Raw genomic sequence first — 14,471 nt, 5'->3', positions numbered from 1 at the left:
CCCACCGCTCGCGGTCGTAGGGGTCAGCGCCGGTACTCGGCGTAGTAGCGCATCACCTTGTCCACGTGCGGTTTCACGCGTTCCGGTACGCCGCGTTCCTCGATGACGGTGCGGTCGCTGGTGCGGTAGCCGGCCGCGACGAGCGCGGGCAGGTCCTTCTTCGGCAGCCCGGCCTGTTTGAAGCGCTGGTCGAGCCAGCACATGTACAGGCTCATGGTGGAGATCGCGTCCGGCGGTGACATGTGGTCCTTGTCGCCGTCACCGTCCCCGTCCACCGCCCAGGCCCGGAACACCGACGGCGTCCACATGGCGATGCCGTACTCCTCGCTCTGCGGGCGGGAGGCCTTCGGGTCGAAGTTGCTCTCCGCCTTGATCATCGCGGCGAGCAGGGCGGGCGTGATCTCCTCGTCGGTGCAGCGGTGGGCCGCGCGGGCGATGACGGGGCGCAGGGATGCGGGTACGTCGGAGTCTTCGGGGATCTCGCCGGGCGGCGGGGCGGGTGTGCCGGTGGTGGTGGCGGTGGGAGTGGCGCGCTCGCGGTCGTCGTCCTGGGTGCCACCGCCTCCGAGGAGGGCCGCCCCGGCGACCGCGCCCGCGGTCAGGGCGACGATTCCGGCCGCGACGGCGGGCACCAGGCGTCTTCGGCGGCGTCGCGGGCCGGCGGTGACGGCGTCGACCCGGGCGGCGACGGAGTCGGCCGTGTGCGGGAGCCGGGCGGCGTGGTCCGGGGCCAGGCAGTCGGCGATCAGCCGCCGCATGTCCTCGTCGAGTCCGGCGTCGAGCCGCAGGGGCGCGGTGCCGCGGGCGTAGGTCTGGGCGGCCAGCGAGCGGGCCCGGGCCGTCGCGCCCGGGAAGGGGTGGAGTCCGCCGGTGAGGACCTGGTGGGCGAGGACGCCGAAGGCCCAGATGTCGGCGGTGGGCCGGACGACGGCGCCCTGGGTGCCGGTGCGCTGGGACCACCACTCGGGCGGCAGGTGGTCGAGGGTGCCGAGCGGGGGCAGGTGGGCGTGGGTGCCGTCGAGTTCGGTGGCCAGGCCGAAGTCCGCGAGCCATACCCGGCCACCCGGGCCCAGCAGGACGTTGGCGGGTTTGAGGTCGCCGTGCACCCAGCCGGCGGCGTGCATGTGGGCGAGTCCGGCGGCGACCCCGCGCAGGACGCGGTCGGCGTGGGCGATCGGGCCGCCCGCCTCGGCGGCGTCCAGTACGTCCTTCAGGCTGGCCTCGGCCAGGTCCATGACCAGCGCGATCGCGCCGTCCAGGGCGGGCAGTCCGGGTGCCTCGACGGTGCACACGGCATGGGTGCGGACGAGGTGGGGGTGGTCGGCCTCCGCGCTGAAGCGGACTTCGCGCGCCACGAGTTCGCCGAGGGCGGCGCGCTGCCCGGGCCCGAGGGTGCCGGTCGGGAGCACCTTCACCGCGACGGGCGTGCCGTCGGCGACCGTCCGGGCCTCGTACACGGTTCCCCAGCCGCCGGAGCCGATGACCGTGCCGATCTCCCAGCCCTCGATGCGGAAGCCCTCCGGGAGGCCGGGCGGGCGGGGCACTTCCAGCTCGTCGTCCCGCTCCTCGGACGTCGTCATGCCCCGGCCTCCTGCGGGTCGGCGAGGCGTGCGGCGCCACGGGGCGGCAGCAGGCCGAGGTGTTCCTCGCGGACCAGGCCGAAGCGCAGGGCGACGGAGGCGAGCCGGGTGCGCTTGGCGCCGGTGCGGCCGCCGTCGGTGGCGGTCGTGGCGTCGTCGCCGAGGTCCAGGCGCAGTTTGGCGAAGGCGAGGTAGTCGATGTGGTAGTTGACGGCGGAGCGTGTCAGGTCCCGGCAGGACTCCAGTGGCCGCAGCCGCTCCACGATCTGTCCGACGCCGGGCAGCGCCGAGTCGGAGGGGTCGCGCAGCCGGGGTTCGCACAGGGCGACCAGGACGAGGAAGTACTTCGACGTCGGGTCGAGGGCGAAGGGGTGGACGGTCTGTTCGCCGCCGCCCGGCACGGACTGCTCGCCGAGGTAGGCGTGCTGGGGTGCGAACACCTTGAACGTGGCGGTGCCGGACAGGGCGGGCAGCACCACGCGCGAGAACTCGAAGGGAACGGGCGCCCCGAGCCGCCCGGGTGCGACGGTGAGGTACTCGCCGGCTCCCTCCAGGTTCTCCACCACGTACGACACGCTGCGGCTGAAGTTGGACAGCCGCCAGTAGTCCCCCGCGGCCTCCAACTGCCCCGCCCGGCGGGAGATCCCCGGGTCGGCCAGGACGATGCGGACCCCCGGCCCGCCGCGTCCGAAGTCCGCGATGTCCCCCGGTCCCAGGTGGATCAGTTCGGGACTGCCCGTCTCGTTCACGCCCCACTGGGCGGGACCGGGCAACTGCACGATGATCGTTTCCACGCGGACTCCCCCGCTGATGTCGCCCCCGATTTGGTCGCGAGGATTGTACGGTCGGCCCCGGATGCCGCGGAGCAGGCGGCTCGGCGACCGGCCCGGCCGAGGCTCACGTCCGTTCTCTCTCACGCCGTACGTCGCCCCGTGGTTCCACTCCTGCCCCGGCCCCGCGACGTGGATACCGGAAGACGCCGCGACGCACGCACGGCCGGGGGCGCGCGGTCGCCGGATCCCGGCGGTCGCGCGCCCCCGGCCGGGACGGACGCCTGTCAGCCCAGGCAGATGACCAGCAGGCAGAGTTCCTTCGGCTTCGTGTCGGTGGGAGACGTCTCTGGCGGGGTGGTCGCCGCGGGCGGCGGCGTCGAGGGGGCGTCCGGCTGCTGTGCGCCGGAGCCGGACTCGGCGGCCGGCGGTGTGGTCGGCTCGGTGGCCTTCGACGCGGTCGAACCGGCGGTGCCGGTGGCGGTGTCGACGGTGTCGGTGACGGTCTCGCGCCGGGGCGCGGTCGTGAGCGGCAGTTCGCGCGGCGCGGCGGCGGCGTCCGTGCGGGTGTCCGTCGGCGTGTCGCGGGGGTCGGCGGCCCGGGACCGCTCGTGGCGCGAGGCGCGGTCGGCAGGTGACGCAGGCGTGGGGGTGGCCGCCGAACGCGGGGTGTCCTGCCGGCTCGCCGTGGGTTCGGCGTAGGCCGGTGCCTCGCCCGCGGCGCCGCCCATGGTCGTGTCCTCCGGCGTGGCCGCCGCCTGCACGCCGGGCTTGGCGTTGCCGTTCATCGCGGCGACGGTCAGACCGCCTCCCACCAACGCGACCGCCGTCGCCACCACGGCCCGGCGCTGGTTCTTCTTCCAGCGGGCCATCTGGCGCCGCCGGGCCGCCCGGCCCTGCGGCCGGGCTTCGTAGCCCTCGGGGGTGTCGGTGTCCGGCGCGGCATACGCGTCGGAGGGGCCGGGGCTCTCGGGTGCGCGCGCCGGGGTCTCGTCCCACACGGTCCCGTCGTGCCATGTGCCCGTGGGGGCCGGGCCCTCCCAGGCGGCCGGTCCGCCGGGTGCCGGGGCGGGCGCGGGGGCCGGACCGTCACGCCGGGCGATGGCGGAGGGGTCGATGTCCGGGGCGTAGGCGCCGCACCCCGGGCAGACCAAGGCGCCGTTGAGGTGCCGACGGCACGAGGAGCAGTAGTCCATGTGTGGTTTTCCCGATCTGGCTGTTCCGGCGGCTCGCCGGCCGCGCCTGGTTCACGTTCGCACGTGGGATCGAGCCGTAACGCTAACGAGACTTTGGAAGGACGGTGTGCAGCCTGTGTGACACCCCTGCACAGATCCTCTGGACCTCGCGTGTGCCATGGGTGACCCATGAGTAAAGGACCGGGAACCGGGGAACGATGCGGCCCCCGAGGGCCGCCACATCCCGGCCGGGGCGGGCAGTCGCCCTCAACTCCCCTGATTTTCCTGCGAACTGAGGCACAACCCTTTGGATGCGCCGCGGGTCACACCATGCAGGAGCAACCACCTCGAAGAGTTGCAAGGGGGAAATATGCGATTCACGCGTTCCGTCCTGGCCGCGTCCGCCGTGGCGGCACTGTCCGTGGGGACCATGACCGCCCTGGCGTCGCCCGCGTCGGCCGCGCCCAACACCACTCCGCAGAAGGTCTGCGGCAGTGGGTACAAGACGGTCAACTCGGCGACCGTCGGCTCGCTGGGGACCGTCTACCTGACCTACAACGCCTCCAACGGCCAGAACTGCGTCGCGACCATCCGCAACAACCCGGGCAAGGCCGTGAACATGTCCGCCTGGATCTATGTCCCGGACACCGAGGAGAACCACTACGACGAGGGCCTGTTCACGTCGTACGCCGGACCGACGTACGTCTACGGCAAGGGCCACTGCGTGGACTGGGGCGGCAGCATCGCCAACACCTATGTGCAGGTGTACGGCTCCAACTGCGGCTCCCTGAAGGAGCACCGGGTCACCTTCACCCGCTGACCCCCTCCGGCCGGGCCCCACGGGCGTACCGTGGGGTCCGGCTTTTCGCTCAGCCGAGACCGGGCCATCCGATCGGCCATTCCCGCGGCTCACATGAGTACAGCCCCGTGACAAGACACCGCCGTCGTGGCCTCATAGGGTGCCGGTCACGCCCAGGCCGTCACCGGCACGAACGAGCTGTCCTGCCGGAACAGGTCCGTCCCGTCGGAGCGCTCCACGCGCAGTTGGTAGGCGTAGTGGCGCAGGTAGTGGCCCGGGTAGTTGTACGACTCGAAGCGCACGGAGCCCGAGGACGTGCCGGTGCGGAGGAGGAACGTGGCGTCCTTGGCGAAGGTGCTCGTGCCGTCGGAGGCGTCGAAGCGGGCGCGGAAGTCCCAGTGGCGCAGGTACTTGCCGGCCGCGTCCCGGAAGGAGTAGCCGCTGCCGTCGGCGAGGCCGGCGACGGCCGTGAAGGTGGCGGCCTGCTTCTCGGCGGTGGTGCTGGAGGTGGTGACGACGGGCAGGTTGAGCAGGGACGACTGCTGCTGCCAGTGGCGGGTGGTGTAGTTGGCCGAGCGGAAGGAGCGCGTGGCGTTCCGGGCCAGGCTCGGGCCGCCGGTGACCGTCTCCTTGACGACCGTGAAGTGCCGGGCGGTGCCGGAGATCGCGGGCAGGGCGGCCGGCTTCGTCCAGGTGGCGAAGGTGTCGTGACTGTCGCTGTAGTAGTAGTTCCCGTCGCCGTAGCCGTCGAAGAACATCCGCCAGCCGCCGTTGTCCAGTTGCACGAGCGCCGGGCCCTCGCGGTAGCTGCCCCAGCTCGCCCAATCGCCCGTCCGGCGGATCGTGTAGGGACCCGCGAGGTTCGAGGCGGTGGCGTACTCGATGTACTTCGTTGTCTCGTTCTTCGGGAAGGCGTGGTACGTCGAGCCGATCCGCACGATGAACGTGTCGATGTGGTTGGCGCCGATGCCCGCCAGGGCGACCGGTGAACTCCACGCCGTGAGAGCCGAGTTGGTGGCTCTCAGCAGGTACGGCGTGAAGATCCACTCGTCGTTGGTGGTGGAGCAGGACACGATGATGTGCACGCTGCCGTCGGCGTCGACGAACCACTCGGGCGCCCAGGCACGGGACAGACCCGTGATCGGCACGGTGTAGTCGTACAGGAACGTCCAGTTGACGCGGTCGGAGCTGCGGGCGAAGCCGATGGTCGTGCTGGGGTCCTGCCAGGTGTGCGTGGTGTAGGTGACGTAGTAGTAGCCGTCGGTGTGCTTGATGACACTGGCGTCGCGGATCCGGTTCGCGGGCGGGGTGTACGCGGAGGAGCGCAGCAGCCTGAAGTCGGTGGCGTCGTCCGACTGGTAGACGTTGACGGTGCCATCGTCGCTGTTGAGGAAGGGCACGATGGTGTAGCGGGTGGCCGAGCCGTTCGGGGGCGCGGCGGCCAGGGCGTTGCCGAGCAGGCCGGGGGCTTCGCCGAGCAGGACCGCCGAGGCGGGCACGGCGGCCATTGCGCGCAGCAGGGTGCGGCGGGACGGGGCGGCGGGGTGTGAGGTCACGGCGGCTCTCCCTGGGAGACCGGATTCGATATGCCGAACAGGGTTCGGCTGCTCGATCAGGAGGGTGGGGCTCGAAAGGTAAGGCTGGGGCGGAGGTGCGTCAATGGTTTGAGCAGGTGCCGATGTGTCCGGTGAGGAGGACGCGGCCGATGGTGAACGTCCACTCCTGTCGTCGCCGTTCCGCCACCGGCCGACGGACGTTACCGTTCGGTAGAGAAGTCGCTTCCGGAGGTGTTCGTATGACGCTCGACCGCTGCGAAGGCCTGGCGGAGACCGCCCGTGCGCTGGCCGCCGGGGAGGTGACGTCGCGGGCTCTGGTGGAGCGGACGCTGGCGCGGATCGAGGCGACGCAGGGCGGTTTGAACGCCTTCCGGATCGTCCGGGCCGAGGCCGCGCTCGCCGAGGCCGATGCCGCGGACCGGGAGCTGGCAGCGGCCTCCGGCCGGCAGACCCCGGCCTCCGGGCGTGCGCACCAGCCGCTGCTGGGCGTGCCCGTCGCGGTGAAGGACGACATGGACGTCGCCGGTGAACCGACCGCGTTCGGCTGCTGCGGGGAGTTCCCGCCGGTCGCCGAGGACGGCGAGGCGGTGCGGCGGCTGCGCGCGGCCGGAGCGGTGATCGTCGGCAAGACGAACACCTGCGAGTTCGGGCAGTGGCCGTTCACCGAGGGGCCCGCCTTCGGCGCCACCCGCAATCCGTGGAGCACCGAGCACACACCCGGCGGCTCCTCCGGTGGCTCGGCCGCCGCGGTCGCCGCGGGGCTGGTGCCCGCCGCGCTGGGCTCGGACGGGGCAGGGTCGGTGCGCATCCCGGCCGCCTGGACGCATCTGGTCGGCATCAAGCCGCAGCGCGGCCGGGTCTCGACCTGGCCGCGCGGCGAGTCCTTCCAGGGCATCACCGTCAACGGCACCCTGGCCCGCACGGTCGCCGACGCGGCACTGCTGCTGGACGCGGCGAGCGGCAACCACGTGCGGGACCCGCACCAGCCGCCGCGCCTCGACGTGTCCGGGGCCGTCGGCCGCGACCCCGGACGGCTGCGCATCGCGCTCTCGTTGAAGCCGCCGTTCACGGCGGTGCCCGCCCGGCTGCTGCCCGAGGTGCGGACCCGGGTCGTCGAACTGGCCGAGCGGCTGGCCGCGTTGGGGCACTTCGTCGAGGAGGCGGACCCGCCGTACGGGCAGATCGGGCTGACGTTCGTGCCGCGCGCCACGGCCGGGATCGCCGAGCGCGTGGGCGAGGCGCCCTTCCCGGCACTGCTCGACCGGCGCACCCGGGACGCGGCCCGGCTGGGCCGGCTCCTGGGCGGCGCCCCGCTGCGGGCCGCCCGGCGCGCGGAAACGGTGCTGCACCGCCGTATCGGCGAGTTCTTCACGTCCTACGACGTCGTCCTCGCGCCCACGACCGCCGCCCCGCCGCCCCGCATCGGCGCCCTGCTCGAACTCAGCGGCTTCGCCACCGACCGGGCGATGATCGCGGCCTGCCCGTACGCCTGGCCGTGGAACGTGCTGGGCTGGCCCGGGGTCAACGTGCCCGCCGGGTTCACGCCGGACGGGCTGCCGGTCGGCGCGCAGTTGCTGGGCCCGGCCAACAGTGAGCCGCTTCTCGTGCAGGTGGCCGCGCAGTTGGAGGCGGAACTGCGCTGGTCGGAGAAGTGGCCGACACCGCCGGTCACCGCACGCTCCGCGGCCGCCTGAGCGAGACGGACCCGACCCCGGCGGCATGTTCACGGCGGCAGCCTCTATCGTGCCTCCGTGAGCACGTTTGCCGATGAGAACGTCCCGGGCCGTCACGGCCCCTCCGCCACCGTCCAGGCCGACCCGCGCGAAGTGGGCCGGGTGCGGACGGAGTACTCCCCCGCGTACGACGGCGACCCGGATCCCGGGGAGATCGTCTGGACGTGGGTGCCCTACGAAGAGAACGACGGCCGCGGCAAGGACCGCCCGGTGCTGGTGGTCGCCCGCGAGCCGGGCGGGACGTTCCTCGCCGTGCAGTTGTCCAGCAAGGCGCACGACGGAGACCGGGAGTGGGTGCCGATCGGCAGCGGGCCGTGGGACCGGACGGGCCGCAACTCGTGGGTCGACGTGGACCGGGTGCTGAGGCTGTCGGAGGGCGGCATGCGCCGGGAGGCCTGCGCCCTGGACCGCATGCGGTTCAACCTGGTCAGGCGGCGCCTTCAGGAGCGCTACGGCTGGAGCTGAAGGTCCGCTCGAAGGCGCCGAGCACCGCTCGGTGCCGGGTCCGGTCGAGGATGCCGAACGTCACGTGCTCGAAGGCCCCGGCGAACCGGCGGCCGGGCCCCAGCAACGCCCGGAAGGCCTGCGCCACGTGGGCGGGGTCGTTGCGGAACACCCCGCAGCCCCAGGCGCCCAGGACGAGCCGGCGGTAGCCGTGGGCCGCGGCGGTCTCCAGGACGCGTTCGGCCCGGGCCGCGAGGGCCCGCGGCAGCTCGTGGGCCCGTTCCGGCGCGGTGCGGAGCACGACACCCGCGTTGGGCGCGGGCGAGGTCAAGAAGCCCGCGGTGTACGGCTCGGCCAGCAGGCCGCCGCGGTCGTCACGGAAGACAGGCACCGCCGGTGAGTGGATGACACGGTCCGTGTAGAACGGGTCGCGGTGGGCCCGGTGATGGTCGTAGAAGGCCCGGGCCTCCAGGAGGCAGGTGTACAGCGCGGAGGCCCGGCACAGGGCCTCTTCCTGGGCCTGGGCGCCGTTCAGATAGCCGCCACCGGGGTTACGGGCGGAGGCGAAGTTCAGCACGGCCACGTGCCCGCCGAGCCGCCGAGCGGCCTCCAGGCTGCTCTCGGCCGTGACCTCGATCCGCGTCGTCCGTGTCCCCCTCACCCGTTCGGCGGGTACCGGCACCGGTTCCGGTCCGTGCACGCGCGTGCCCTCCCGCGCCGCCCGCAGCTCCCCGGCGATCGGTATCTCCCGGCCGTCCGGCGCGCGGTAGGCCCCGGCCGCGACGATCTGCTCGGTCTCCCGGGCGACACCGCGCAGACGCGCGCTCACGGCGCGACCCCCGTACGCGCCGTGAACGCGCCCCCCGCTGCTCGCGTTGTCGTGCTCACGCAGGCATCGTGCGTGATGTCCGATCCCCGCCGCAACAGAGTTTTCGCCCAGGGAGAACGCCGCGCGAAGCCCCTGGAAACGCCGGGCGGAGCCGTATGACCGTCCGGGAACGTCACGCTTGGCCCCCTTGTGCCACGCGGGATGAACGTCTTGGGTGGGACAGATGATCCCGGCCCGGGCCGCCGAAGAGTCCGGACCGGTGGCATGGTGGAATCTCAGGAGGATCCCGACATGTCCGATGCGGTAAGTGGCTGTACCCGGCCACGCACCTCACTGTCCGAAGCCGAGGTCGAGGCTCTCGTCCGCGGCATCTGCTTCAAGACCGGCCCGCCACGGCGCCTCGGTGTCGAGGTGGAATGGCTCGTCCACGAGCTGCGCGCACCGCAGCTCCCCGTCACACCCGAACGACTCGAAGCGGCCTACGCCGCTTTGCGGACCGTGCCCCTGAGGTCGGCGCTCACCGTGGAGCCCGGCGGTCAGCTGGAGCTGAGTTCGCCCCCGGCCGCCTCCCTGACGGAGGTCATCGGCATCGTCCGCGCCGATCTGGACGCCGTCCGCGCGGTTCTGCGCGAAGGCGGCCTCGCCCTCGTCGGCCTCGGCCACGACCCCTGGCACGAACCCCGCCGCTTCCTGCGCCAACCGCGCTACGACGCCATGGAGGCGTGCCTGGACCGCACGGGCCCCGCCGGCCGCGCCATGATGTGCACCTCCGCCTCCGTGCAGGTGTGCTTGGACGCCGGCCACGAGGAGCCCGGGCCCCTCGGCATGGTGCGGCGCTGGTGGCTGGCCCACCATCTGGGCGCGGTCCTGGTCGCCGCCTTCGCCAACTCCCCGCTCGCCGCGCACCGGCCGACCGGCTGGCTGTCCACCCGGCAGCTGGTGTGGACCCGGATCGGCGCGGGCCGGGCGGGCGGGCCGCGGCTGGACGCCGACCCGCGCGGCGCCTGGGCCCGGCACGTGCTGGACTCCCCCGTGATGTGCGTACGCCGGGACGGCGGCCCCTGGGACGTCCCCGAGGGCCTCACCTTCCGGGACTGGATCCGCACGGGCACGCCCCGGCCGCCCACCCGGGAGGATCTCGACTACCACGTCACGACGCTGTTTCCGCCGGTCAGGCCGCGTGGCCACCTCGAACTGCGCATGATCGACGCGCAGCCCGGCGACGAGGGCTGGATCGTGCCGCTCGCCGTGACGGCGGCGCTGTTCGACGACCCGGAGGCCGCCGAGACCGCCTACCGGGCCGTGAAGCCGCTGGCCGAGCGGACGCTGGGCCTGCCCGCGCCGCACAACCCGCTGTGGCTCGACGCGGCCCGCGGCGGCCTGGCCGACGCGGAACTGCGCGAGGTGGCCGTCACGTGCTTCACGACGGCGCTGGACGCCCTGCCGCGGCTCGGCGCCGGCCCCGAGGTGATCGAGGCCGTCACGGCCTATCTGGACCGCTACGTCGTCCTGGGCCGCTGCCCCGCCGACGACCTGCTCGACCGACAGCGCGGCACGGACGGCCGCGCCCACGGGAAGGACTTCCGCTCATGACCGACACCGATCCCGCCGTCGACGCCCCGGCCGTCGACCCCGAGGTCCTCCGGGAGCGGGCGGTCGCCTCACTCGTCGTGGCCCGCGACCGCACCACCCTGCTGACGAGTTGCGTGGAGGATCCCGACCTGACCGCGCAGCACTCGCCGCTGATGTCGCCGCTGGTGTGGGACCTCGCGCACATCGGCAACCAGGAGGAGCAGTGGCTGCTGCGGGCCGTCGCCGGGCACGAGGCGATACGGCCCGAGATAGACGGCCTCTACGACGCCTTCGAGCACCCGCGCGCCGAGCGGCCGAAGCTGCCGCTGCTGTCGCCCGCCGAGGCCCGCACCTACGCGGCCGACGTACGCGGCAGGGCACTGGACGTGCTGGAGCGGCACGCGTTCCACGGGACGCGGCTGACGGAGGCCGGTTTCGCCTTCGGGATGATCGCGCAGCACGAACAACAGCACGACGAGACCATGCTGATCACCCATCAGCTGCGCACGGGCCCCCCGGCGCTGACGGCACCCGACCCGGAGCCGGCGCCGCTGTCCACGAGTCCGTCCGAAGTCCTCGTCCCGGGGGGCCCGTTCATGATGGGCACCTCCGGCGAGCCCTGGGCCCTGGACAACGAACGCCCCGCGCACCGGCGGGAGGTCGCGGCCTTCCACATCGACACCACCCCGGTGACCAACGGCGCCTATCAGGCGTTCATCGAGGACGGCGGCTACGGCAACCCGCGGTGGTGGACGGCCGACGGCTGGGCGCACATCCAGAAGCACGGCATCGACGCCCCGCTGTTCTGGCGGCGCGACGGGAAGCAGTTCCTCAGGCGGCGCTTCGGCGTCACCGAGGTCGTCCCGCCGGACGAGCCCGTGCTGCACGTGAGCTGGTACGAGGCCGACGCCTACGCCCGCTGGGCGGGACGCCGGCTGCCCACGGAGGCCGAGTGGGAGAAGGCGGCCCGCTACGACCCGGCCGGCGACCGCTCGATGCGCTACCCGTGGGGTGACGCCGACCCGGGGCCCGAGCACGCCAACCTCGGCCAGCGGCACCTGCGCCCGGCACCCGCCGGGAGCTACCCGGCCGGCGAGTCACCCCTCGGCGTACGGCAGTTGATCGGCGACGTGTGGGAGTGGACGGCGAGCGACTTCCTGCCGTATCCGGGGTTCACGGCGTTCCCGTACAAGGAGTACTCGGAGGTGTTCTTCGGGCCCGAGTACAAGGTGCTGCGCGGCGGTTCGTTCGCGGTGGACGCGGTGGCCTGCCGGGGCACCTTCCGCAACTGGGACTACCCGATCCGCCGGCAGATCTTCTCGGGGTTCCGCACGGCCCGGTCGGAGGACGTCTGATGTGCCGTCATGTGGCGTACGTGGGGCCCGGGGAGCAACTGGGCCGGATCCTCGTGGAGCCCCCGCACGCGCTGTACCGGCAGTCGTGGGCGCCCCGGCACCAGCGGTACGGGACGGTCAACGCCGACGGTTTCGGCGTGGGATGGTACGCCGACGGCGATCCGGTGCCCGCCCGCTACCGGCGGGCCGGGCCGATCTGGGCGGACCTGTCGTTCGCCGATCTGGCCCGGGTCGTCCGCTCCCCCGCGCTGCTCGCGGCGGTGCGGGACGCGACCTTGTCCGGCGCGGACGCGGAGGCCGCGGCGGCGCCGTTCGCCGCGGGAACCTGGCTGTTCAGCCACAACGGGGCGGTGAAGGGCTGGCCCGGTTCGCTGGCCTCGCTGTCCCGGACGCTGCCGCACGAGGACCTGCTGTCGCTGGAGGCACGCAACGACTCCGCGCTCGTGTGGGCGCTGGTGCTGGCGCGGCTGCGGGCCGGCGACGAGGAGGGCCGGGCGCTGGCCGACACGGTCCTGGAGGTCGCCGCGGCGGCCCCCGGGTCCCGGCTCAACCTGCTGCTCACCAACGGCGACACCATCACCGCGACCGCCTGGGGCGACGCCCTGTGGTACCTCACCCGGCCCGGCGGCGGCACCGTCGTGGCCTCCGAGCCCTTCGACGACGATCCGCACTGGCGGGAGGTCCCCGACCGGACCCTGCTCGCGGCGAGCCGCACCGACGTGCTGCTGACGCCGCTGAAGGAACCGACCGACGCCTTCGTGCCCGCACCGTTCAAGGAGTCCCGTACGTGAGCCCGTTCCACGTCACCCGCACCCTGCCCGAGGACACCACGGGGGCCGCGCTGCGCTCCGACGTCCACCGAGGTCTGACCGGCCGTCCCAAGACCCTGCCGCCGAAGTGGTTCTACGACGCACACGGCAGCGACCTGTTCGAGAAGATCACGGAACTCCCCGAGTACTACCCCACGCGGGCGGAGCGGGAGATCCTGCTGGCGCGCTCCGGCGAGATCGCCGCCGCCACCCGGGCGCGCACCCTGGTCGAGCTCGGCTCCGGGTCCTCGGAGAAGACCCGTCATCTGCTCGACGCCCTCACCGATCTGCACACCTACGTCCCGGTCGACGTGAGCGGGAGCGCGCTCACCCAGGCCGGGGAGGCGCTCGCCGCCGAACGGCCCGGCCTTGACGTGCATGCGCTGATCGCCGACTTCACGGCGGAACTGACCCTGCCGGACACGCCAGGGCCGCGGCTGGTCGCGTTCCTGGGCGGCACGATCGGCAATCTGCTGCCCGCCGAGCGCGCCGCGTTCCTCACCTCGGTCCGTGCCCTGCTCGCCCCGGGCGACGCCCTGCTGCTGGGCACGGACCTGGTCAAGGACGAGGAGGTGCTGGTCCGGGCGTACGACGACGGGGCCGGGGTGACGGCGGCGTTCAACAAGAACGTCCTGGCCGTGATCAACCGCGAGCTGGGCGCCGACTTCGACCCCGGCGCGTTCGACCATGTGGCGCTGTGGAACGCGGAGCGGGAGTGGATCGAGATGCGGCTGCGCTCCCGTACGGCGCAGACGGTGAAGGTGCCGGCGCTCGATCTCGCCGTCGACTTCACCGCGGGTGAGGAGATGCGGACCGAGGTGTCGGCGAAGTTCCGGCAGGAGGGCGTGCGCGCCGAGGTGTCCGCGGCGGGGCTGGAGATGGCCCACTGGTGGACGGACGGCGCGGGCCGGTTCGCGCTGTCGCTGAGCGTGGCGCGCTGACACCGGGGAACCCGGGGGCGGCGGCGTGCGCGGGGGACGACGTCTCGCGCTTCGCCGCCGCGTGGGGCACGGTGGAATCACGCGTGACACTCCCGTCACAGGAACGTCATGGGAAGAGGAGCAGCGGCATGTCGAACCACACCTACCGGGTCACGGAGATCGTCGGCACCTCACCGGACGGCGTCGACCAGGCCATCCGCAACGGCATCGACCGGGCCTCCCAAACGCTGCACAATCTCGACTGGTTCGAGGTGACGCAGGTGCGCGGCCAGCTAGAGGAGGGGCAGATCGCGCACTGGCAGGTGGGGCTCAAGGTGGGCTTCCGCCTCGACGAGACGGAGTAGTGCTCAGGTTCGTCCCTCGCGCTCCTGGGCCGCCTTCATCTCGGCCGACCGGGTCACCCAGTCCGCCCGTACGACGGTGAAGCCCGCCCTCCGGGCGTCGGCGCAGACCAGTTCGTCGTCGTCCACGAGGACGCGGATCTCGCGGGTGCGGGCGAGCCGCCGCAGGATCTCCAGCTTCGTGAAGCGGGCGGGGCGCCGGTCGGCGTCCCGCCGCATGTACACGCGCCCCTCGGGCAGCCCCTGGGCGGCGAGCCACTCCAGCGTGTCGCGTCGGCAGCGCTCGGGCCGTCCGGTGAGGTAGACGATCTCGCACTCGCGCGCGTGCTCGCGGACCAGTGCGATGCCCTCCGGGACGGGCGGGTCCTGCGGCGCCGCCGAGAAGAAGCCGTTCCAGTCCTTCGGTGCGCGCTGGAGGAAGTGCTGGCGGTGCGTGGTGTCGGCGAGGGTGTTGTCCAGGTCGAACACGGCCAGCGGGGCCTTGCTGCGGTCGTCGCTCACGCGGCACAGCCTAAGGGGTCCGTGCAAGCGCGCGTGAACAAGCCATGTGCGCGGGTCAATTCACCT

General features: G+C 73.1%; 14 protein-coding genes. 8 read left to right on the top strand and 6 right to left on the bottom strand.

All coding sequences use genetic code 11. The annotated features are described in order from the left end of the window. Window positions 1-23: 23 nt before the first annotated feature. The 3 genes from ACFZDE_RS16920 to ACFZDE_RS16910 all read right to left on the bottom strand — a co-directional run bounded on the left by ACFZDE_RS16920 (window position 24) and on the right by ACFZDE_RS16910 (window position 3,546). Window positions 24-1,580 (bottom strand): protein kinase, encoded by a 1,557-nt coding sequence (locus ACFZDE_RS16920; protein WP_391200409.1) that lies wholly within the window; start codon window positions 1,578-1,580, stop codon window positions 24-26. Then, window positions 1,577-2,374, bottom strand: coding sequence for a serine/threonine protein kinase (locus ACFZDE_RS16915; protein WP_390999933.1), 798 nt, complete (start codon window positions 2,372-2,374; stop codon window positions 1,577-1,579). Before ACFZDE_RS16915 ends, ACFZDE_RS16920 begins: the two co-directional genes overlap by 4 nt. A gap of 263 nt (window positions 2,375-2,637) precedes the next feature. Further along, the gene (locus tag ACFZDE_RS16910) at window positions 2,638-3,546 is read right to left on the bottom strand and encodes a hypothetical protein (RefSeq protein ID WP_391200408.1); all 909 of its coding nucleotides are present in this window, start codon (window positions 3,544-3,546) and stop codon (window positions 2,638-2,640) included. Between the two features lie 349 nt (window positions 3,547-3,895). Between ACFZDE_RS16910 and ACFZDE_RS16905 the strand changes: the two genes are divergently transcribed. Next, complete coding sequence (locus ACFZDE_RS16905; protein ID WP_390999939.1) at window positions 3,896-4,345, top strand: spore-associated protein; 450 nt, start codon at window positions 3,896-3,898, stop codon at window positions 4,343-4,345. Between the two features lie 146 nt (window positions 4,346-4,491). On the opposite strand, the gene ACFZDE_RS16900 is transcribed toward ACFZDE_RS16905, so the two are convergent. After that, complete coding sequence (locus ACFZDE_RS16900; RefSeq protein WP_391200522.1) at window positions 4,492-5,832, bottom strand: AbfB domain-containing protein; 1,341 nt, start codon at window positions 5,830-5,832, stop codon at window positions 4,492-4,494. A gap of 287 nt (window positions 5,833-6,119) precedes the next feature. On the opposite strand from ACFZDE_RS16900, the gene ACFZDE_RS16895 reads away from it, so the two are divergent. Further along, a complete protein-coding gene (locus tag ACFZDE_RS16895) occupies window positions 6,120-7,574 on the top strand; it encodes an amidase (RefSeq protein ID WP_391200407.1) in 1,455 nt (484 codons plus the stop codon). A gap of 57 nt (window positions 7,575-7,631) precedes the next feature. Next, the gene (locus tag ACFZDE_RS16890; protein ID WP_391200406.1) at window positions 7,632-8,078 is read left to right on the top strand and encodes a type II toxin-antitoxin system PemK/MazF family toxin; all 447 of its coding nucleotides are present in this window, start codon (window positions 7,632-7,634) and stop codon (window positions 8,076-8,078) included. On the opposite strand, the gene ACFZDE_RS16885 is transcribed toward ACFZDE_RS16890, so the two are convergent. Then, window positions 8,041-8,886 (bottom strand): TIGR02452 family protein, encoded by an 846-nt coding sequence (locus ACFZDE_RS16885; RefSeq protein ID WP_391200405.1) that lies wholly within the window; start codon window positions 8,884-8,886, stop codon window positions 8,041-8,043. The genes ACFZDE_RS16890 and ACFZDE_RS16885 overlap by 38 nt on opposite strands. A gap of 291 nt (window positions 8,887-9,177) precedes the next feature. Here ACFZDE_RS16885 and egtA point away from each other — a divergent pair, with 291 nt between their 5' ends. The 5 genes from egtA to ACFZDE_RS16860 all read left to right on the top strand — a co-directional run bounded on the left by egtA (window position 9,178) and on the right by ACFZDE_RS16860 (window position 13,907). Continuing rightward, complete coding sequence (gene egtA / locus ACFZDE_RS16880) at window positions 9,178-10,479, top strand: ergothioneine biosynthesis glutamate--cysteine ligase EgtA (protein ID WP_391200403.1); 1,302 nt, start codon at window positions 9,178-9,180, stop codon at window positions 10,477-10,479. Next, window positions 10,476-11,813 carry an ergothioneine biosynthesis protein EgtB gene (gene egtB, locus ACFZDE_RS16875; protein WP_391200402.1) on the top strand — a complete coding sequence of 446 codons (1,338 nt, stop codon included), beginning with the start codon at window positions 10,476-10,478 and terminating at the stop codon, window positions 11,811-11,813. Before egtA ends, egtB begins: the two co-directional genes overlap by 4 nt. Further along, complete coding sequence (egtC, locus tag ACFZDE_RS16870) at window positions 11,813-12,604, top strand: ergothioneine biosynthesis protein EgtC (protein WP_391200401.1); 792 nt, start codon at window positions 11,813-11,815, stop codon at window positions 12,602-12,604. Before egtB ends, egtC begins: the two co-directional genes overlap by 1 nt. Then, on the top strand, window positions 12,601-13,563 hold the full coding sequence (gene egtD, locus ACFZDE_RS16865) for an L-histidine N(alpha)-methyltransferase (RefSeq protein ID WP_391200400.1): 963 nt from the start codon (window positions 12,601-12,603) through the stop codon (window positions 13,561-13,563). Before egtC ends, egtD begins: the two co-directional genes overlap by 4 nt. 128 nt (window positions 13,564-13,691) lie before the next feature. Beyond that, a complete protein-coding gene (locus tag ACFZDE_RS16860) occupies window positions 13,692-13,907 on the top strand; it encodes a dodecin (protein WP_390999963.1) in 216 nt (71 codons plus the stop codon). Between the two features lie 3 nt (window positions 13,908-13,910). Here the strand turns inward: ACFZDE_RS16860 and ACFZDE_RS16855 are convergent, their stop codons facing one another. Then, a complete protein-coding gene (locus ACFZDE_RS16855) occupies window positions 13,911-14,405 on the bottom strand; it encodes an HAD family acid phosphatase (RefSeq protein ID WP_391200399.1) in 495 nt (164 codons plus the stop codon). Window positions 14,406-14,471 lie beyond the last annotated feature (66 nt).

Source organism: Streptomyces sp. NPDC007929, assembly GCF_042959065.1.
In the GTDB taxonomy this organism is placed as follows: Bacteria; Actinomycetota; Actinomycetes; order Streptomycetales; family Streptomycetaceae; genus Streptomyces.
This window is presented reverse-complemented; position numbering and strand designations above follow the sequence as displayed.

Excerpts from the sequence above, each read along its gene's own strand:
- ACFZDE_RS16920 (WP_391200409.1), bottom strand. The coding sequence starts at position 1,580 with ATGACGACGTCCGAGGAGCGGGACGACGAGCTGGAAGTGCCCCGCCCG.
- ACFZDE_RS16910 (WP_391200408.1), bottom strand. The coding sequence starts at position 3,546 with ATGGACTACTGCTCCTCGTGCCGTCGGCACCTCAACGGCGCCTTGGTC.
- ACFZDE_RS16905 (WP_390999939.1), top strand. The coding sequence starts at position 3,896 with ATGCGATTCACGCGTTCCGTCCTGGCCGCGTCCGCCGTGGCGGCACTG.
- ACFZDE_RS16900 (WP_391200522.1), bottom strand. The coding sequence starts at position 5,832 with ATGGCCGCCGTGCCCGCCTCGGCGGTCCTGCTCGGCGAAGCCCCCGGC.
- ACFZDE_RS16895 (WP_391200407.1), top strand. The coding sequence starts at position 6,120 with ATGACGCTCGACCGCTGCGAAGGCCTGGCGGAGACCGCCCGTGCGCTG.
- egtA (WP_391200403.1), top strand. The coding sequence starts at position 9,178 with ATGTCCGATGCGGTAAGTGGCTGTACCCGGCCACGCACCTCACTGTCC.
- egtB (WP_391200402.1), top strand. The coding sequence starts at position 10,476 with ATGACCGACACCGATCCCGCCGTCGACGCCCCGGCCGTCGACCCCGAG.
- egtC (WP_391200401.1), top strand. The coding sequence starts at position 11,813 with ATGTGCCGTCATGTGGCGTACGTGGGGCCCGGGGAGCAACTGGGCCGG.
- ACFZDE_RS16860 (WP_390999963.1), top strand. The coding sequence starts at position 13,692 with ATGTCGAACCACACCTACCGGGTCACGGAGATCGTCGGCACCTCACCG.